This window comes from Streptomyces sp. CB02959 (assembly GCF_002803155.1).
Classification (GTDB): Bacteria; Actinomycetota; Actinomycetes; order Streptomycetales; family Streptomycetaceae; genus Streptomyces.
The window spans coordinates 57,484-75,669 of the sequence record NZ_NNBP01000020.1 but is presented as its reverse complement, the minus strand read 5'-3'; the positions used below and the strand labels follow the sequence as shown (position 1 = coordinate 75,669).

The 18,186-nt window shown below is 71.6% G+C and carries 17 protein-coding genes; 13 read left to right on the top strand and 4 right to left on the bottom strand.

Translation table 11 applies throughout. The annotated features are described in order from the left end of the window. Positions 1–31 precede the first annotated feature (31 nt). From hpt to folE, 3 genes are all read left to right on the top strand, one after another. Complete coding sequence (hpt, locus tag CG747_RS28900) at positions 32–571, top strand: hypoxanthine phosphoribosyltransferase (protein WP_039641113.1); 540 nt, start codon at positions 32–34, stop codon at positions 569–571. Between the two features lie 283 nt (positions 572–854). Continuing rightward, on the top strand, positions 855–2,861 hold the full coding sequence (gene ftsH / locus CG747_RS28895; protein ID WP_100604786.1) for an ATP-dependent zinc metalloprotease FtsH: 2,007 nt from the start codon (positions 855–857) through the stop codon (positions 2,859–2,861). 108 nt (positions 2,862–2,969) lie between these two features. Further along, the gene (folE, locus tag CG747_RS28890; RefSeq protein ID WP_100604785.1) at positions 2,970–3,575 is read left to right on the top strand and encodes a GTP cyclohydrolase I FolE; all 606 of its coding nucleotides are present in this window, start codon (positions 2,970–2,972) and stop codon (positions 3,573–3,575) included. A gap of 117 nt (positions 3,576–3,692) precedes the next feature. Here folE and CG747_RS28885 read toward each other — a convergent pair whose 3' ends face one another. Continuing rightward, positions 3,693–4,808 carry an esterase family protein gene (locus tag CG747_RS28885; RefSeq protein WP_100604784.1) on the bottom strand — a complete coding sequence of 372 codons (1,116 nt, stop codon included), beginning with the start codon at positions 4,806–4,808 and terminating at the stop codon, positions 3,693–3,695. 141 nt (positions 4,809–4,949) lie between these two features. Here CG747_RS28885 and CG747_RS28880 point away from each other — a divergent pair, with 141 nt between their 5' ends. From CG747_RS28880 to CG747_RS28855, 6 genes are all read left to right on the top strand, one after another. Beyond that, positions 4,950–6,791: a phosphatidylglycerol lysyltransferase domain-containing protein gene (locus CG747_RS28880; protein WP_100604783.1), complete on the top strand. Its 1,842-nt coding sequence runs from the start codon at positions 4,950–4,952 to the stop codon at positions 6,789–6,791. Between the two features lie 120 nt (positions 6,792–6,911). After that, entirely contained in the window at positions 6,912–7,841 is a 930-nt protein-coding gene (folP, locus tag CG747_RS28875; protein WP_180985736.1) for a dihydropteroate synthase, read from the top strand. 5 nt (positions 7,842–7,846) lie between these two features. Further along, positions 7,847–8,329, top strand: coding sequence for a nuclear transport factor 2 family protein (locus CG747_RS28870; RefSeq protein WP_100604781.1), 483 nt, complete (start codon positions 7,847–7,849; stop codon positions 8,327–8,329). A 402-nt stretch (positions 8,330–8,731) separates the two neighbouring features. Then, positions 8,732–9,091 (top strand): dihydroneopterin aldolase, encoded by a 360-nt coding sequence (gene folB, locus CG747_RS28865; RefSeq protein WP_016574864.1) that lies wholly within the window; start codon positions 8,732–8,734, stop codon positions 9,089–9,091. Beyond that, entirely contained in the window at positions 9,088–9,732 is a 645-nt protein-coding gene (gene folK / locus CG747_RS28860) for a 2-amino-4-hydroxy-6-hydroxymethyldihydropteridine diphosphokinase (RefSeq protein ID WP_100604780.1), read from the top strand. The genes folB and folK overlap by 4 nt, the downstream gene beginning before the upstream one ends. A gap of 210 nt (positions 9,733–9,942) precedes the next feature. Beyond that, the gene (locus CG747_RS28855) at positions 9,943–10,431 is read left to right on the top strand and encodes a DUF3180 domain-containing protein (RefSeq protein ID WP_100604779.1); all 489 of its coding nucleotides are present in this window, start codon (positions 9,943–9,945) and stop codon (positions 10,429–10,431) included. Between the two features lie 46 nt (positions 10,432–10,477). Here CG747_RS28855 and CG747_RS28850 read toward each other — a convergent pair whose 3' ends face one another. Further along, positions 10,478–11,656, bottom strand: coding sequence for an ABC transporter ATP-binding protein (locus CG747_RS28850; RefSeq protein ID WP_100604778.1), 1,179 nt, complete (start codon positions 11,654–11,656; stop codon positions 10,478–10,480). A gap of 208 nt (positions 11,657–11,864) precedes the next feature. Between CG747_RS28850 and CG747_RS28845 the strand changes: the two genes are divergently transcribed. The 4 genes from CG747_RS28845 to CG747_RS28830 all read left to right on the top strand — a co-directional run bounded on the left by CG747_RS28845 (position 11,865) and on the right by CG747_RS28830 (position 15,530). Continuing rightward, positions 11,865–12,593 carry an ABC transporter permease gene (locus tag CG747_RS28845; RefSeq protein WP_100604922.1) on the top strand — a complete coding sequence of 243 codons (729 nt, stop codon included), beginning with the start codon at positions 11,865–11,867 and terminating at the stop codon, positions 12,591–12,593. Between the two features lie 2 nt (positions 12,594–12,595). Beyond that, positions 12,596–13,327: an ABC transporter permease gene (locus tag CG747_RS28840; protein ID WP_100604921.1), complete on the top strand. Its 732-nt coding sequence runs from the start codon at positions 12,596–12,598 to the stop codon at positions 13,325–13,327. Between the two features lie 24 nt (positions 13,328–13,351). Continuing rightward, a complete protein-coding gene (locus CG747_RS28835) occupies positions 13,352–14,317 on the top strand; it encodes an ABC transporter substrate-binding protein (protein ID WP_100604777.1) in 966 nt (321 codons plus the stop codon). 64 nt (positions 14,318–14,381) lie between these two features. Then, complete coding sequence (locus tag CG747_RS28830; protein WP_257980814.1) at positions 14,382–15,530, top strand: hypothetical protein; 1,149 nt, start codon at positions 14,382–14,384, stop codon at positions 15,528–15,530. 222 nt (positions 15,531–15,752) lie between these two features. Here the strand turns inward: CG747_RS28830 and CG747_RS28825 are convergent, their stop codons facing one another. Together CG747_RS28825 and CG747_RS28820 are read right to left on the bottom strand one after the other, a co-directional pair. Next, a complete protein-coding gene (locus tag CG747_RS28825) occupies positions 15,753–16,895 on the bottom strand; it encodes an NADH-quinone oxidoreductase subunit D (protein ID WP_100604775.1) in 1,143 nt (380 codons plus the stop codon). An 85-nt stretch (positions 16,896–16,980) separates the two neighbouring features. Then, positions 16,981–18,171, bottom strand: coding sequence for an SAM-dependent methyltransferase (locus tag CG747_RS28820; RefSeq protein ID WP_257980813.1), 1,191 nt, complete (start codon positions 18,169–18,171; stop codon positions 16,981–16,983). Between the last annotated feature and the right edge of the window lie 15 nt (positions 18,172–18,186).

Sequence of the window (18,186 nt, the reverse complement as noted above, 5' to 3'; positions counted from 1 at the left end):
AGCGAGAGTGGCACGGGTGGACGACAAGGACATGGGCGCCGACCTTCAGTCGGTGCTCATCACTAAGGAAGAGATCGACGCCAAGCTGGCCGAGCTGGCTGCGAAGATCGACGCGGAGTACGCGGGCAAGGACCTGCTCATCGTCGGTGTCCTCAAGGGCGCGGTGATGGTGATGGCGGACCTGGCGCGTGCCCTGTCCAACCCCGTCACGATGGACTGGATGGCCGTGTCCTCCTACGGCGCGGGCACCCAGTCCTCCGGCGTGGTCCGGATCCTCAAGGACCTGGACACCGACATCAAGGGCAAGCACGTCCTGATCGTCGAGGACATCATCGACTCGGGTCTGACGCTGTCGTGGCTACTGTCGAACCTCGGCTCGCGCGAGCCCGCCTCGCTGGAGGTGTGCACGCTGCTGCGGAAGCCCGACGCGGCCAAGGTGGCGATCGACGTGAAGTGGATCGGCTTCGACATTCCCAACGAATTCGTCGTCGGCTATGGCCTGGACTTTGCGGAGAAGTACCGCAACCTGCCGTTCGTCGGTACCCTCTCGCCCCACGTGTACGGCGGCTGAGAGCACACTCCGCGCTCGCCGGTCACCGTGCCGGACGAGGGCTCGGACGGCCCTTGTCGCCCGGCGGGAACCCTTCGGGGCTTCCCGCCGTTGGAGCAGCGAGAGGGAATCCCGGGCTTCATTGCTCCCCACCGGCGCAGGCGCCGGGTGACAATGCTGGGGTACCGTCCGAAGGCAATCTGTTTTCGGGCCAGTAATACACACCGTACGCACGACCAGCCCTCCCGAGGGCGTTGTGCCTCACTGTGGCAGGAGGGACGGGGCCTTACGCGGCTCCGTATGGATGGACGTGAAGCGATACTTCCGTGGGCCGGTCATGTGGATCGTGCTGGCCGTCCTCGCCGTGGTCGTGTTGATGCAGGTCGTCGGCTCGTCCGGCGGCTATAAGACGGTGGACACCGGTCAGGTCGTCAAGGCGATCGCTGACAACAAGGTGAAATCCGCCGAGCTGACCACCGGCGACGAGAACAAGATCAAGATCGAGCTGTCCGGCGACAACAAGATCTCCGGCTCCAACAAGATTCAGGCCAGCTACATCGGCGACCAGGGCGTCGACCTGGCGAAGAACCTGCAGGCCAAGTACCAGACCGGCGAGATCAAGGACGGGTACACCGTTGCCCCGTCGAAGCAGAACCCGTTCGTCGGTGTGCTGCTCTCGCTGCTCCCGTTCGTGCTCATCGTGGTCGTCTTCCTGTTCCTGATGAATCAGATGCAGGGCGGCGGCTCCCGGGTGATGAACTTCGGCAAGTCGAAGGCGAAGCTGATCACCAAGGACACCCCCAAGACGACCTTCTCGGACGTCGCGGGTGCCGATGAGGCCGTCGAGGAGCTCCACGAGATCAAGGAGTTCCTCCAGGAGCCGGCGAAGTTCCAGGCCGTCGGCGCCAAGATCCCCAAGGGTGTGCTGCTCTACGGCCCGCCCGGTACGGGCAAGACGCTGCTCGCGCGGGCCGTCGCCGGCGAGGCGGGCGTCCCGTTCTACTCGATCTCCGGCTCCGACTTCGTCGAGATGTTCGTCGGTGTCGGTGCCTCCCGGGTCCGCGACCTCTTCGAGCAGGCCAAGGCGAACGCCCCGGCGATCGTCTTCGTCGACGAGATCGACGCCGTCGGCCGGCACCGCGGTGCGGGTCTCGGCGGTGGCCACGACGAGCGCGAGCAGACCCTCAACCAGCTCCTTGTCGAGATGGACGGCTTCGACGTGAAGGGCGGCGTGATCCTGATCGCCGCCACGAACCGCCCGGACATCCTCGACCCGGCGCTGCTGCGCCCCGGCCGCTTCGACCGGCAGATCGCCGTCGACCGTCCGGACCTGCAGGGCCGTCTGGAGATCCTCAAGGTCCACCAGAAGGGCAAGCCGGTCGCGCCGGACGTCGACCTCTCGGCCGTCGCCAAGCGCACCCCCGGCTTCACCGGTGCCGATCTGTCCAACGTCCTGAACGAGGCCGCCCTGCTGACGGCCCGGAGCGACGAGAAGCTGATCAACAACCACTTCCTGGACGAGGCGATCGACCGCGTCGTGGCCGGACCGCAGAAGCGGACCCGGATCATGTCCGAGAAGGAGAAGAAGATCACCGCGTACCACGAGGGCGGACACGCCCTGGTCGCGGCGGCTTCGCCGAACTCCGACCCGGTCCACAAGATCACGATCCTGTCCCGCGGTCGGGCCCTGGGCTACACCATGGTCCTGCCCGACGAGGACAAGTACTCCACCACCCGCAACGAGATGCTCGACCAGCTGGCGTACATGCTGGGCGGCCGCGCGGCGGAGGAGCTGGTCTTCCACGACCCGACCACGGGTGCCGCCAACGACATCGAGAAGGCGACCGCCACCGCCCGCGCGATGGTCACGCAGTACGGCATGACCGAGCGGCTCGGCGCGATCAAGTTCGGCTCGGACAACTCCGAGCCGTTCCTGGGCCGTGAGATGGCTCACCAGCGCGACTACTCCGAAGAGGTCGCCGCGCTGGTCGACGAGGAAGTCAAGAAGCTCATCGAGACCGCGCACAACGAGGCGTGGGAGATCCTGGTCGAGAACCGCGACGTGCTCGACAACCTCGTGCTGGAGCTCCTGGAGAAGGAGACCCTGAACAAGGAGCAGATCGCCGAGGTCTTCAAGCACATCGTGAAGCGTCCGGCCCGCCCGGCGTGGACCGGCTCCTCGCGTCGTACGCCCTCGACCCGCCCGCCGGTGCTGTCGCCCAAGGAGCTGGCCCCGGCCAACGGCTCCGCGGCGTCGGCGGTCTCCATGGACAAGGCGGAGACGCCCGAGGAACCGCGTCCGGAGAGCTGAGCCGACGGGCCGCAAGGCCCCGGAATACACGCCGCGCCCCCCGAGGTTTTAGCCTGGGGGGCGCGGCATTCCGCGTTTTCGAGCGGGCCCAGAAGGAACGAGGCACCAATGACGGACCCTGTGACGCTGGACGTCGAGGGCGCGATCGGCACGTTTGACGAGAAGCGGGCCGAGAATGCCGTGCGAGAGCTGCTCATCGCGGTGGGCGAGAACCCCGACCGTGAGGGGCTGCTGGAGACGCCGGCGCGGGTGGCCCGGGCGTACAAGGAGCTCTTCGCCGGTCTGTGGCAGAAGCCCGAGGACGTGCTGACCACCACCTTCGACCTCGGCCATGACGAGATGGTGCTGGTCAAGGGCATCGAGGTGGTGTCGAACTGCGAGCACCACCTGGTCCCGTTCGTCGGGGTGGCCCACGTCGGCTACATCCCGTCCACCGACGGGAAGATCACCGGGCTGTCCAAGCTGGCCCGGCTGGTCGATGTGTTCGCCCGGCGCCCGCAGGTCCAGGAGCGGCTGACCACGCAGATCGCCGACTCCCTGATGAAGATCCTGGAGCCGCGCGGGGTGATCGTGGTCATCGAGTGCGAGCACATGTGCATGACCATGCGCGGGGTGCGGAAGCCGGGGGCGAAGACGACGACGTCCGCGGTGCGCGGGCAGCTGCGCGATCCCGCGACGCGGGCCGAGGCGATGAGCCTGATACTGGCCCGCTGACGCCAGGGGCCCGCTTCGGGTGCCCTGAGGGGCGCCACGGCCCGCAACGGAGAGCGGCCCGGGGCCCACGGCAGTCCGCCGTGGCCCCGGGCCGCTCCCGGGCTGTGAGGGGCCTGGTCAGGCCTTGAGGTGGCCGCCCATCCACGCCAGGGCGGACGGGATCTCCCGGCGCCAGGTGTTGAAGTTGTGGCCGCCGCTGTCGAGGATGATCGACGAGACGGTGGAGGGCGACTTGGTGCCCTCGATGAACTTCAGGGTGGGCTTGTAGTTGCTCTCGCCGTGCTTGCTGCTGGTGACCAGCAGGTTCACCGGGGGAGCGGGTGTGTGCTTCTGCCGCCAGTGGAGGTCGTTCTCCCGCTCCAGCTGCTTGCTGCCGCCGAAGAGGGCGCCGGTGGTGGCGTCGATCGGCGCCTTGTAGTCGCCGGAGAGGGACACCGCGGTGGAGTACGCCTTGGGGTTGCGCATGGTCAGCTTCAGGGCGCAGTAGCCGCCGGTGGAGTCGCCCATGATGCCCCAGCTCTTGGCGTCCTTGCCGACGCGGTACTCGCCGCTGATGTCGTGGCGCAGGTCGTGGGCGAAGAACGTCTCGGTCTGGGGGCCGTTGGGTATGTCCACGCACTCCGTGTCCCGGGGCGGGGCCACGGTCGGGCGCATCATCACCAGGACGGTCGGCTGGATGCGGTTCTGCTGGAGCAGGTCGTACTGGGTCTGCGGGTAGTGCAGCTTCTTGTAGAGCGCCTCGGCGGTGCCCGGGTAGCCGGTGAGGATCACCGCCGCCGGGAACTTCTTGTGCGCGTACGCCCTCTGGAAGTACTGCGGCGGCAGGTAGACGTACGCCGGGCTGGCGATCTTGGACTTCTCGCCGCGGACGAGGACCTTGTCCAGCCGGCCGGCGGTCGCCGGGACGGAGGCGCCCTGGATGCTCAGGCGCTCGGTGCCCAGCATCTTGAGGTTGGTGCCGTTCGGGGTGGTCTTGTAGTTCGTGACCACGCCCGGCTCCTGCTCCTGGCCGAAGAGGTCGGCCCAGGAGGCGTAGAAGCCGAAGCTGTTGTTGGCGAAGAGGCCGATGGCTGCGAAGAGCGAGAGCTGCGTCGCGAAGAGCAGACCGATGCGGCCGAGCACTGCGCGCCAGTTGCCCTTGGAGAGCCGCGGCCAGAGCCAGATCGTGAGAACGAACAGTGCCACCGCGACGAGAACGGCAAGAAGCAGCACTTTCTTGCTGGTGAGACCCATGTGGTGCTTTCTTCCGGGCGGCCGGGCCATCCGGACCGCAAATGGAACCCCGAGCCCTGAGACGCCGTCATACAGGGCGCATAAGTCCAGATGCTGCGACTGAGGCTCGCACGTTCTCTCGACCGGGGCGACGGGAAAGTGATGTCTGACAGGCTAGATGGCGAAAAGTCGGAGAAGGTTGCGTGGTCTGCGCCACGCTGGCTCCGCGGCCCACGGCCCGCATCGGTACCGGGGCTGGTCGGCACGGCCGGAGCAGTGGTCGGCCTGCTGAATCTGGTGTCCGGGATGTTCCCGCGTTTTCGGCACAGCCGGGTGCACGCGGTGGCCGAGGTGCTGCCGGGCGCGGTGAGCCCGCTGGCGGCCTCCGCCTCGCTCGTCGTCGGCATCCTGCTGCTGCTCCTGGCCCACGGGCTCAAGCGGCGCAAGCGGCGGGCCTGGGTGGCGGCGGTGGCGCTGCTGCCGGTGGGGATCGCCGCCCAGCTGGTGTACCGGCACTCGGTCTTCGGGGCGGTGCTGTCGCTGGTGCTGCTGGGGTTCCTGATCCGGCACCGGCGGGAGTTCGCTGCGCTGCCCGATCCGCGCAGCCGCTGGAAGGCGGTGGCCAACCTCGTCGTCCTGGGCGGGGTCAGCTTCGCCCTCGGCATGGTGATCGTCAGCTCCCACCCGCACAAGATCGTCGGCTCGCCGTCGTTCGGGGAGCGCGCCGAGCACGTGCTGTGGGGGCTCTTCGGCTTCGAGGGGCCGGTCGCCTACACCAACGGCGTGGACTACACCGTGGGCTACTCGCTCGGTGCGCTGGGCCTGCTGACCGTGGCCACCACCGCGTATCTCGCCTTCCGCCCGGAGCACCCCGCGGCCCGGCTGACGGACGAGGACGAGCAGCGGCTGCGGGAGCTGCTGGACAAGCACGGCAGCCGGGACTCGCTGGGCTACTTCGCGCTGCGCCGGGACAAGGGCGCGGTGTTCTCGCCGTCCGGCAAGGCCGCGGTCTGCTACCGGGTGATCTCCGGGGTGATGCTGGCCAGCGGCGACCCGATAGGGGACGTCGAGGCGTGGCCGGGCGCCATCGAGCGCTTCATGGAGGAGGCGCGGGCGCACTCCTGGACCCCGGCGGTCACCGGGTGCAGTGAGACCGGCGGCCAGGTGTGGACCCGGGAGACCGGGATGGACGCGCTGGAGCTGGGCGACGAGGCGATCGTGGACGTCGCCGACTTCACCCTGACCGGCCGGTCGATGCGCAATGTGCGGCAGATGGTCAAGCGCATCGAGCGGAACGGCTACGAGACCCGGGTCCGGCGGGTCCGCGACCTGGATCCGGAGGAGCTGGCCCGTATCCAGAAGGCGGCGGACGCCTGGCGGGACACCGACACCGAGCGCGGCTTCTCCATGGCGCTGGGCCGGATCGACGCCGTGGCCGACGGTGACGCGGTGATCGCCACCGCGCACCTGGCGCCGGCCGAGGGCGAGGAGCCGGGCCCGTTCGGGGACCTCAAGGCGATGCAGCACTTCGTCCCGTGGGGGCGCGACGGGATCTCGCTGGAGCTGATGCGGCGGGACCGCAGTGCCGACCCGGGGATGAACGAGCTGCTGATCGTGGCGGCGCTGCAGGCGGCGCCGGAGCTGCGGATCGCGCAGGTGTCGCTGAACTTCGCGGTGTTCCGCTCGTCGCTGGAGCGTGGCGAGAAGCTGGGCGCGGGGCCGGTGCTGCGGGTCTGGCGGGGCATGTTGATCTTCCTGTCCCGCTGGTACCAGATCGAGTCGCTGTACAAGTTCAACGACAAGTTCCGGCCACGCTGGGAGCCGCGGTTCGTGGTGTTCCGCAACAGCCGGGACATCCCGCGGATCGGCCTGGCGACGTTGCAGGCCGAGGGGTACCTGGAGCTGCCGCGGGTGCTGCGCCGCCGGAAGGCCGCCGAGCCGCGGCCGTGCGGGCACATGGAGGAGTCGGTGCTGGCGGCCGGGGCGCTGGAGAAGGTGGCCTGAGGTCCCGGTCGGTCCGGCCGGGGCCGGGCCGACCGGGCGCCCCCGAGGGGCTGCGCTCGGGTGATCCGCGCAGTCGGCGGGGGCAATCCGGCCGGTCGGCACACGGCCTACGCTGGTGCCATGAGTACCTTGCGCGGCCGGGTGGCCGGACTGCCGGACTGGGACCGCTGCGCGGTGATGGGCGTCGTGAACGTGACGCCCGATTCGTTCTCCGACGGCGGCGACTGGTTCGACACCGAGCTGGCCGTCAAACACGGTCTGGACCTGGTGGCCCAGGGCGCCGACATCGTGGACGTCGGCGGCGAGTCGACCCGCCCCGGTGCGCCCCGGGTGGACGCCGCCGAGGAGCTGCGCCGGGTCATCCCGGTGGTCCGGGAGCTGGCCGCGGCGGGCGTGGTGGTGTCCGTGGACACCATGCGCGCCACGGTGGCCGAGCAGGCCGTGGAGGCGGGGGCGTGTCTGGTCAACGACGTGAGCGGGGGCCTGGCCGACCCGGCGATGGTGCCGGTGGTCGCCGCCCACCACGTCCCGTTCGTGGTGATGCACTGGCGCGGCCAGTCGATCGACATGAACAACCGGGCGGTCTATGCGGACGTCGTCGGCGAGGTGGTCGACGAGTTGGCGAGGAGCGTGGAGCGCGCGATCGCCGGCGGGGTGGACCCGGAGCGGATCGTCGTCGACCCCGGGCTGGGCTTCGCCAAGGAGGCCGGGCACGACCTGGCGTTGGTCGCCCAGCTGGGGCGGCTGCGGGCGCTTGGCCGGCCGCTGCTGGTGGCCGCATCGAGGAAACGGTTCCTGGGCAGGGTGCTGGCAGGCGGCGAGGGTGCCGCTCCACCGCCGGCCCGGGAGCGGGATGCCGCGACGGCGGCGGTGTCGGCGATCGTGGCGCGAGAGGGGGCCTGGGCGGTGCGGGTGCATGAGGTCAGGGCGAGCGCGGACGCGGTGCGGGTGGCCCGTGCCGTCGAGGGCGCGACGCGGCCGGCCGGGGGTGCCGGGGCGTCCGGCGCGGTGCGGGCGAGCGGTACGGCGACGACGACGGGGACGAAGTGAGCGGGTTGGGCCCACGGACGGACATCGAGCAGGTCGAGCAGGCGAACACCGCGCTGTACGAGACCATCGAGCGAGGCGACCACGAGGCGCTGTCCGATCTGTGGCTGGACGGTCAGGTGAGCGTGGTCCACCCGGGGTGGCCGGTGCTGCGCGGGCGCGGGGAGGTGCTCCGTTCGTACGCGCTGATCATGGCGAACACCGAGTACATCCAGTTCTTCCTGACCGATGTGGAGATCGACGTCATCGGCGACACCGCGCTGGTCACCTGCACGGAGAACATCCTCAGCGGCGGCCCCGCCGAGGACGACGGCTCCGTGGGGCCGCTGATCGGCCAACTGGTCGTGGCGACCAACGTCTTCAAGCGGACCGAGGACGGCTGGCGGGTCTGGTCGCACCACGGCTCGCCGGTGCTCGCGGACCGCGAGGACGACGACGGGGACGACGACGCCGACGAGGACGAGGAGAACGGGCCGGCCGGGCGGCTGTGAATTCCCGCCCGCGGCCCCGTCCGTAGCCTCGCCCGCATCCCAGTCCGCGGACATGTGAGTGGCTTCACAAGCGCCGCGCCGCCGGGCGCGCGAGCTGGTGCGCCCGGTGTCAGCGCCCCGGGTGGGGCGCACCCGTTCGAGCCAAGTGCGGCATGGGTAGGGGTGGGGCGGGCGTGCGCGGGTAAGAGGCCGCGCGGACGATCTCCCGTGCTGTGCAAGGCTGCCCGCGCGACGCGGCCTAGCAGGAGAACGGGGCCTTGTCCATAGCCCCCATGGGCGAGTGCTGTCGGTGCTCGCAGGTAGATTCGAATGGGGCAGTGTCGCCGACCGACTTCTGGCGCCTGCCCGAATCCGACGAACAGTGGCGCCAGGGGCGCCGCCGAACCAGTGGGAGTGATTCGCGTGGATCGTGTCGCGCTGCGTGGGCTGAAGGCCAGAGGGCACCACGGGGTGTTCCCCCGGGAACGCGAGGAGGGCCAGACCTTCATCGTCGACCTGGTGCTCGGCCTGGACACCCGCCCTGCGGCAGCCTCCGACGATCTCGCGAAGACCGTCCACTACGGCATCGTCGCCGAGGAGGTGGTGGCCGTCGTCGAAGGCGAGCCCGTCGACCTCATCGAGACCTTGGCGGAGCGCATCGCCGACCAGTGCCTGAAGCACGAGGGGGTGCAGGAGGTGGAAGTGGTGGTCCACAAGCCGGACGCACCGATCACCGTCCCCTTCGATGACGTGACCATCACCATCACTCGGAGCCGAGTATGAAAATTACCCAGCAGCCGGCCCCCGCCACCTCCCGCACCTCCCACGCAGCATCCGTCAACGACCCGACCGTCCAGCCGGTGCCCGCCTCGGTGGTGGAGCAGGTGGACGCGGCGGACGTCACGCTCTCCAACCCCAAGCGCGCGGTCATCTCGCTGGGCAGCAACCTCGGCAACCGCCTGGAGACGCTGCAGGGCGCCATCGACGCGCTGGAGGACACCCCGGGCGTCCGGGTCAAGGCCGTCTCCCCGGTCTACGAGACCGAGCCGTGGGGCGTCGACCCCGCCTCGCAGCCCGCGTACTTCAACGCCGTGGTGCTGATCAAGACGACGCTGCCGCCGGAGTCCCTCCTGGAGCGCGGGCACGCCATCGAGGAAGCCTTCGAGCGGGTGCGGGACGAGCGCTGGGGTCCGCGCACGATCGACGTCGACATCCTCGCCTACCAGGACGTGGTCTCCGACGACCCGCGGCTGACGCTGCCGCACCCGCGCGCCCACGAGCGGGCGTTCGTCCTGGTGCCGTGGCACGACATCGACCCGGAGGCGGAGGTTCCGGGCCGTGGCGCGGTGGCCGCCCTGCTGGCCGGGGTCGGCATCGAGGGCGTGAACCACCGGGCGGACCTGGAACTGCGGCTGCCCGAGTAGTCGTTAGGGTTGCGGGCCGGTCGCTTACGGCGGCAATGCGCCCGGGACGCCGCATGCGCTGATGTACTGGCGTGTGGACGTCGCGGTGGCGCGCTCACGCGTGCGCGGACGGCCGGACGGATACGGCGGCCGCACCGAGAGGTGCGGCCATGAGGCGGACTCGGTCATCGCAGCAGGGATGGCCGGGACGGTGCGAGGGGCGATCGCTCGGTGAAGCAGCTACGGATCAAGGTCCTGGTCGGGCTGTTCGTGGTGGCCGGGATCCTGGCCTGGGCGGGTGCCCGGCTGTGGGACTCGTTCGGCACGCTGCCCGGCGTGCCGGTGGCGGCGCCGATCGTGCTGGCGTTGATCGCCGTGGTGCTCGCCGCCACCGCGCTCTCCCTGCGGTCCCGACTGCGGGCGCAGCGCGAGCGGCAGCCCGACGCGAAGGGCGTCGACCCGTTGGTGGCCGCCCGTGCGGTGGTCTTCGGCCAGGCGAGTGCCCTGGTGGCGGCGTTGGTCGCCGGGCTCTACGGCGGCGTCGGGGTCTTCCTGCTGCTGTCGGGCGTGGACGACGCGCGCCGCACCCAGGCGGTGTACGCCGGGCTCTCGGTGCTCGCCGGTGCGGGGGTGATCGCCGCGGCGATCTTCCTGGAGCGGGTCTGCAAGCTGCCCGAGGGCGACGACGGGGACGACGACCCCGGGGCCGCGCGGGCGTGACGCCGCGCCGGCCGGGTCGTGCCGGTCCGGCCGGGCCGCGGGTGGTTCAGACGCTCGGGACGGTGTCCAGGGCGACCTCATCGCGCGGGAGGTCGGCGGCGTCCGCGGTGGTGGCACGGCGCAGGGCGCCGTGCAGCCCGGCGGGCGTGAGGACGCCCCGGTAGCGGTCGCCGTCGAGGACCGCGAGCCAGCCCGCGTCGTGCTGGAGCAGGGTGCTGAGCGCCTGCCGGAGCGGGGTGCCGAGCGGTACGGCGGCGGGCATCGGGCGGGCCAGGCCCCGGACGGTGGTGGACCGGTCCGCGGCGGGGCCGGAGGTGTCGGTGAGCGCGTCGGCCGCCACCCAGCCGTACGGCGCTCCTTCGGCGTCCAGGACGACGGCCCAGGGGGCGTCGGCGGTGGAGAGCGCGTCGACGGCCCGGGAGGCCGGGTCGTCCAGGCGGACCACCGGGGGCTCGTCGAGGTCGGCGGCCTCGACGGGGGTGACCGCGAGGCGCTTCAGGCCGCGGTCGGCGCCCACGAACTCCGCGGTGTACGGGGTCGCCGGGGCGCCCAGGACCGTCGCCGGGGTGTCCAGCTGCTCGATCCGCCCGGTGCCGTAGACGGCGATGCGGTCGCCGAGCCGGACCGCCTCCTCGATGTCGTGGGTGACGAAGAGGACCGTCTTGTGGAGCGTGGACTGCAGCCGCAGGAACTCGTTCTGGAGGTGCTCGCGGACGACCGGGTCGACGGCGCCGAAGGGCTCGTCCATCAGCAGCACGGGCGGGTCGGCGGCGAGTGCGCGGGCCACGCCGACGCGCTGGCGCTGGCCGCCGGAGAGCTGGTCGGGGTAGCGGTCGCCGTAGACGGACGGGTCCAGGCCGACCAGGTCGAGGAGTTCGGCGGCGCGGGTCCGGGCCGCTTTGCGCGGCCGGCCGAGGAGGTGCGGGACGGTGGCGGTGTTGTCCAGCACGGTCTTGTGGGGGAAGAGCCCGACCTGCTGGATGACGTAGCCGATGCGCCGGCGGAGTTCGACGGGGTCGGCTTCGGCGATGTCCTCGCCGTCGAGGAGGATCCGGCCGCTGGTGGGCTCGATGAGCCGGTTCACCATCTTCATCGTGGTCGTCTTGCCGCAGCCCGACGGGCCGACGAGGGTGATGAGTTCGCCCTTGGCGACCTCGAAGGAGAGGTCGTCGACGGCCGTAGTGCCGTCGGCGTAGCGCTTGGTGACGTGCTCGAAGCGGATCATGAATTCCCCCTGTGTGGACGGCCCCCATTGTGTACGTGCCGTGCGCGGGTGCCGTGAACGCGGTGTTGCGGGTGGATGCCGGGCCGAGGTGATTGTCAGTGGTGGGGGTTAGGGTCGCAGACAGTCACCACGGTATCGGCGAGCGGGGGAGGTGACGGCGGTGGAGGTGCCGACGCGTGCGGCGGAGGTGCTGACGAGCGCTCAGGCCATGGCGCAGGGCGGCGGGCCCGGCTGCCTGGAGCGCAACGACTGGATCTGCGGGGAGTACCTCCGCACCCGGAGCCAGGAGTTGGTGGACGCCACGCTCCAGCACGTCGGCATCACGGTGGTGTCGGTGCTGCTCGGGCTGCTGGTCGCCTTTCCGCTGGCGCTGCTGGCCCGGCACCGGCGGGGCGTCGCGGGGCCGGTCCTGGGGCTGACGACGGTGCTGTACACGGTGCCGTCGCTGGCGATGTTCGCGCTGCTGACCCCGGTCTTCGGGGTCTCTCCGGCGGTGGTCGTCACGGGCCTGGTGCTGTATTCGCTGACGATCCTGGTGCGCAACATCCTCGCCGGCCTGGAGGGGGTGCCCGCCGAGGTGCGGGAGGCCGCCCGCGGGATGGGGTACGGCCCGGCGCGGCTGCTGTTCGAGGTGGAACTCCCGCTCGCGCTGCCCGCGTTGGTGGCGGGCGTGCGGATCGCCACGGTCTCGACGGTGGCGATGACGACGATCGGCTCGGTCGTCGGCTACGGCGGGCTGGGCAATCTGATAGCCAGCGGCATGGAGGGCTTCTTCAAGGCGGAGGTGCTGACCGCGTCGGTGCTGTGCGTGCTGCTGGCGCTGGTGGCGGACCTACTCCTGCTGGGGCTGCAGCGGCTGCTGACGCCGTGGACGCGGGCGCGGTCCGGGGGGCGCCGGATGCGGCGCGGGGCGGCCGTGGCGAAGGCGGTGGGGTGAGCGTGGACGCGATCACGGGGGCCTGGCAGTGGCTGGCCACGGCCGCCAACTGGGCGGGGGAGAAAGGGGTGTGGCACCGCCTCGGCGAGCACCTCTGGCTGAGCGGGCTGTGCCTGCTCCTGTCCTGCCTGATAGCGCTGCCGGTGGCGCTGTGGCTGGGCCACATCGGCAAGGGCGGGGCGTTGGCGGTCAACGTCTCCAATGTGGGGCGCGCGGTGCCGACGTTCGCGGTCCTGGTGCTGCTGACGCTGAGCCCGCTGGGGACGCACGGTGACTGGCCGACGGTCATCGCGCTGGTGCTGTTCGCGGTGCCGCCGCTGCTGACCAACGTCTATCTGGGTATCCGGGAGGCGGACCGCGATGTGGTCGAGGCGGCCCGGGGGATGGGGATGTCGGGCCCGCAGCTGCTGCGGCGGGTGGAGATACCGCTCGCCTATCCGCTGATCATGACGGGCCTGCGGTCGGCCGCGGTCCAGGTGGTGGCCACGGCGACGCTGGCCGCGCTGGCCGGTGGCGGGGGGCTGGGCCGGATCATCACCGCCGGGTTCGGCAATTACGACACCGCGCAGGTGGTCGCCGGAGCGGTGCTGGTGGCGCTGCTGGCCCTGGTGGTGGAGGGGGCGCTGGTGCTGGTGGACCGCGCCTTCGACCCGATGCGGGGGCGGCGGCGCGGGCAGCCCGCGAAGACCCCGGCCCCGGCCCGGAGCCGGACCGAGACGTCTCAACCGACCTGATCCGAACGGATGGAGTGGAATTCCATGAGCAGCACAGCACGCGCGGTGCGTACCGCGCTCGCCGCCGGGACCGTGGTGGCGCTGGCGATCGGGCTGGCCGCGTGCGGCGGGCAGAGCCTGGAGGAGAAGGGCGGCCGGAGCAAGGGCGGCGGGAAGGGCGAGATCGTCATCGGCTCGGCCGGTTTCACCGAGTCGAAGGTGCTCGCCGAGATCTATTCGCGGGTCCTCGCCGATGCCGGTTACCAGCCGCGGGTGCAGACGCTGACCAATCGCGAGCTGTATGAACCGGCCCTGGAGAAGGGCCAGATCGACGTCGTTCCGGAATATGCCTCCACCCTCGCGGAATTCCTCAACGCGAAGAAGAACGGCGCCAAGGCGAAGCCCGTGGCGTCCAGCGACATCGGCAAGACGGTGGCGGAGCTCAAGAAGCTCGCCGAGCCGCGCGGTCTGAAGGTGCTGACGGCGGGCGCGGCCACCGACCAGAACGCGTTCGCGGTCACAGCGGAATTCGCCGCCGAGCACAAGCTGAAGACACTCTCCGACCTGGGGCGTTCGAAGGAGAAGGTCAAACTCGCCGCGGGCGAGGAGTGCGAGACGCGGGTGTTCTGCAAGCCCGGCCTGGAGAACACCTACGGCATCGCCGTCGAGAGCATCGATCCCAAGGGCGTGGGGACCCCGCAGGCCAAGCAGGCGGTCAAGGACGGCACCGACCAACTGGTGCTCACCACGACCACGGACGCCACTCTCGACAACTTCGGACTGGTGCTTCTCCAGGACGACAAGAAGCTGCAGAACGCCGACAATGTGGTGCCGGTGCTGAATGCAGAGAAGGCCGGCGGCAAGGAGATCGAGACCGCTCTCAACAAGATCACGAGCGTGCTCACGACCGAGGACTTGATCAACTTGAACCGCAAGGTCGATGCCGAGCGGTTGAAGCCCGCCGATGTGGCGCAGGCGTATTTGGAGTCCAAGGGACTGGTCAAGAAGTAACCAGCGGGAAACGGATCCGTATGCGGGGCCCCATAGGTCTCGCACGCACGGTAAGTTTCTGGCCATGCCACGAGGACGCCACCGCCATTCCCCACCCCTCCACCGGCTGCTTCCTCCCACGACGGTCGCCGGTGCGTCACTTGCCTGCGCCACGGGCGCATGGTTCGTCGGCGACGACCTCGTGCAACGGGTGCTCGCCGCCGGTGCCGCGGCCGCCGCGGTCACCGGCGCCGTCCTGCTGCGCACTTGGGACCGCAAGGCCGGCAAGCGGGTCGCCGAGCTGACCCGGGCCCGGGCGCGGGACGAGTGGCGCACCGAGGAGCGGGTCGCAGAACTGGAGACGGACGTCGAGGAGTCGCGCGAGATCCGCGCCGCCCTGGACGCCAAACTCCGCGCCAAGCGCGCCGAACTCGCCAGACTGCGCAGCGAACACGCCGCCCTGCTGCGCCGTTACGCCACCGCCGAGACCGAGCGGGCCAGTGCCCTGGAGGGCCGTCGGCTGCTCGCCATCGAGGCCGGGCAGTCGTCCTCCGGCGGCGAGCTCGTCCCGGCCCGGCGCGAGCCGGCGACCGGCGGCGGCCGCCCCGCACCGGCCGCCCAGGGCGCGGACGACCCTTCCGCGGCCCGTCCGGTCGCCACGTTCGCGCAGGCGGACCGGGCCCTGCGCGAGCTGGCCCGCAACGCCGCCCGGCAGCGCACCGCCGCCCAGGGCTCCGGCCAGGACGGCACGCACGCCCAGGGGAAGTCCGAGGCGACCGGCCAGGGGAAGCCCGAGGCCGACGCCCAGGGGAAGACCGGGGCGGCCGTCGCGCAGGGGGTGGGCGGACCCGAGCTCCGCCCGGTGCCGGCCGCCGCCGCGATCGCCCCGCCCCGCCCGGCCGTGCCCCGCACGCTGGGCGGCTTCGACTTCTTCGGCAACACCAACGTGCCGCACCACCAGCTGGCCGCCCCGCTGGAGGAGGACCTGGCGGACGTCGTCGGCGACGAGGCGGTCGCCGAGCAGTCGGCGCGTGCGGAGGCCCGCGCGGCGCTTCCGCCGGCCGCCGACGGGACCGCCGCCGCGGACGGCGACGAGCCGTCCCACGGCGCGGCGTCCGGTGGCGCGACCACCGACGGGGAGACGACGCACGGCGCCGGTGAGGTCATCGACCTGACCGCGCACGACGAGACCGAACAGCTCGATCTCGCCGAACTGCGCAGCGCCATCTCCTGAGCGCGGGAAGACCGCGGACACAGCGAACGGCGGGGAGTTCGTCCACAACCTGTGGAGGGACTCCCCGCCGTCATGCTGTGCGCGCGGGCGCCCGCCGGTGCGTGCTCCGCGCCGCCGGTGCGCCTGCGATTCGCCCCCGGCGCGACGTCGATGCGGTGCCGGTGCGACGTTGACGCGGACGTCGATGCGGACATCGACGCGCCGACGTCCGCGGTGCCCCGGCTACTTGTCGATGTCCCCCACCACGAAGAACATCGACCCCAGGATGGCGACCATGTCGGCCACCAGGGTCCCCGGCAGGAGTTCCGTCAGCGCCTGGATGTTGTTGTACGACGCGGAGCGCAACTTGAGGCGGTACGGGGTCTTCTCGCCCTTGGAGACCAGGTAGTAGCCGTTGATGCCGAGCGGGTTCTCGGTCCAGGAGTAGGTCGTGCCCTCGGGGGCCTTGAGGACCTTGGGCAGCCGCTGGTTGATCGGGCCGGGCGGGAGTTCCGCGATCCGGTCCAGGCAGGCGTCGGCGAGGTCCAGGGAGTTGTGGGTCTGCGCCAGCAGGCACTCGAAGCGGGCCAGGCAGTCGCCCTCCTCCCGGGTGACCACCTGGAGGGTGTCCTGGAGGTCGCCGTACGCGAGGTACGGCTCGTCGCGCCGCAGGTCGAAGTCGACGCCGGAGGCGCGGGCGAGCGGCCCGGAGACGCCGTAGGCGTGGACCGCCGCACGGCTCAGCACGCCGATGCCGCGGGTGCGGCCGCGGAAGATCTCGTTGCCGAGGACCAGGTCGTCGAAGACGTCCATACGGGAGCGGACGTCGGCGACGGCCTGCCGGGCCCGGCCGAGCCAACCGGCGGGCAGGTCCTCCTTGAGGCCGCCGACGCGGTTGAACATGTAGTGCATCCGGCCGCCGGAGATCTCCTCCATGACGGTCTGGAGCTCCTCGCGCTCCCGGAAGGCGTAGAAGACGGGGGTGATGCCGCCGAGCTCCAGCGGGTACGAGCCGAGGAACATCAGGTGGTTCAGGACGCGGTTCAGCTCGGCGAGCAGCGTCCGGGTCCACACCGCGCGCTCGGGGACCTCCATGCCGAGCATCCGCTCGACGCCGAGCACCACGCCCAGCTCGTTGGAGAACGCCGACAGCCAGTCGTGGCGGTTGGCGAGCATGATGATCTGGCGGTAGTCGCGGGCCTCGAAGAGCTTCTCGGCGCCGCGGTGCATGTAGCCGATCACCGGCTCGGCGTGCCGGATGCGCTCGCCGTCCAGGACGAGGCGCAGCCGCAGCACGCCGTGCGTGGAGGGGTGCTGCGGGCCGATGTTCAGCACCATGTCGGTGCTCTCCGCCGCGCCGCCGATGCCGACCGTCGTCTCCGTCATGCAGACAGTGTCGCAGGGCGGAACGATGCGGAGGGGGGCGGTCCGTGGTGTGGACCGGGCCCGCTCAAGGGGCGGGCCAGGGAGGTCAGGCGGTGCCGCCGGAGGTGAGCAGACCGGCACAGGCGGTGCCGCCGACCGGCTCCAGCAGCCAGCCGAAACCGCCCAGGCCGACCGGATCGGTCAGTTCCGCGGCGGCACCGGCCGCGCCGAGCGCCCGCAGGTAGCCGGCCGGGTCGGTGGTGGCCAGGGACAGCGGCGGGCGCCGGCCGGCCACACCCAGGGCGTGCAGCGCGGCACGCTGGGTCAGCGTCTCGGCGCCGGGTCCGGCGCAGGCGTCCAGCGCGACGTGTGCGGTGAGGTCGCAGCTGCCGTCCGGGACGGGGCGGACCTCGCGGCCCGCCCGGAAGCCGGTGAGGGTGCCGAAGGGCGGGCGGTCGGCGCGGTCGTGGGCGTAGTCGACGGCGACCGCCAGCCCGGCGCGCAGGGTGCGGACGGCGCGCGCCCACGCGGCGTCCCGGGGGCGGCCGATCTCGGCGCGCAGTCCGGGGGCGGGGTCGGCGGCCTCCGGTGCGGCCGACGGCCACCAACGGGCGAGCCACTCCGCGTCCGGGCCGTCGACCGGTGCGCCCAGCCGTTCCGTGCCGTCGGCCCGTACTTCGACGCGGCGCGGCACCCCGTCGGCGTCCGTCTCGGCGATGTCCACCGGGACGTTGTCCAGCCATTCGTTGGCGAAGAGCAGGCCGGTGAGCGAGTCCGCTGCGGGGAGTTCGGCGAGCCAGGTGACCCGGGGATCGAGGCCCTGGGGGCGCGCGGCGCGTTCGACGGCGTACGGGCGGGTGCGCGCGGCCACGTCGTCGGGCAGGGCGGCCAGTACGCCGCTCAGCAGCTCGCCGCGGCCCGCGCCGACGTCGATCAGGGCCAGCTCGCCGGGGTGCCCGAGTGCGGTGTCGACCCGGCGGAGGAGGGTGGCGACGGCGTCGGCGAACCGCGGGGAGGCGTGCACGGAGGTGCGGAAGTGGCCGGCGGGGCCGGGGCCGCCGGGGCGGGTGTAGAAGCCGTCGGGTCCGTAGAGCGCCCGCTCGGTCGCCTCCCGCCAGCCGCGCCAGGTGGCGCCGGGGGTGTCGTGGGGTGCGTCGGCGGGAGGCTCGGGGCGGGTGGGGTGGCCGGGGTCGGGGGTGCCGGGCGCGGCCGGTCCGGCGGGGCGGTGGTCGTCGGCCGCGGCCCGTCGGGTGTGCCGGTGCTCGTTCGCCACGTACCCACGTCCCTCTCTCGTCACGTGCACCACGGTACG

Excerpts from the sequence above, each read along its gene's own strand:
- hpt (WP_039641113.1), top strand. The coding sequence starts at position 32 with ATGGGCGCCGACCTTCAGTCGGTGCTCATCACTAAGGAAGAGATCGAC.
- ftsH (WP_100604786.1), top strand. The coding sequence starts at position 855 with ATGGACGTGAAGCGATACTTCCGTGGGCCGGTCATGTGGATCGTGCTG.
- folE (WP_100604785.1), top strand. The coding sequence starts at position 2,970 with ATGACGGACCCTGTGACGCTGGACGTCGAGGGCGCGATCGGCACGTTT.
- CG747_RS28885 (WP_100604784.1), bottom strand. The coding sequence starts at position 4,808 with ATGGGTCTCACCAGCAAGAAAGTGCTGCTTCTTGCCGTTCTCGTCGCG.
- CG747_RS28880 (WP_100604783.1), top strand. The coding sequence starts at position 4,950 with ATGTCTGACAGGCTAGATGGCGAAAAGTCGGAGAAGGTTGCGTGGTCT.
- folP (WP_180985736.1), top strand. The coding sequence starts at position 6,912 with ATGAGTACCTTGCGCGGCCGGGTGGCCGGACTGCCGGACTGGGACCGC.
- folK (WP_100604780.1), top strand. The coding sequence starts at position 9,088 with ATGAAAATTACCCAGCAGCCGGCCCCCGCCACCTCCCGCACCTCCCAC.
- CG747_RS28850 (WP_100604778.1), bottom strand. The coding sequence starts at position 11,656 with ATGATCCGCTTCGAGCACGTCACCAAGCGCTACGCCGACGGCACTACG.
- CG747_RS28845 (WP_100604922.1), top strand. The coding sequence starts at position 11,865 with ATGGCGCAGGGCGGCGGGCCCGGCTGCCTGGAGCGCAACGACTGGATC.
- CG747_RS28835 (WP_100604777.1), top strand. The coding sequence starts at position 13,352 with ATGAGCAGCACAGCACGCGCGGTGCGTACCGCGCTCGCCGCCGGGACC.
- CG747_RS28830 (WP_257980814.1), top strand. The coding sequence starts at position 14,382 with ATGCCACGAGGACGCCACCGCCATTCCCCACCCCTCCACCGGCTGCTT.
- CG747_RS28825 (WP_100604775.1), bottom strand. The coding sequence starts at position 16,895 with ATGACGGAGACGACGGTCGGCATCGGCGGCGCGGCGGAGAGCACCGAC.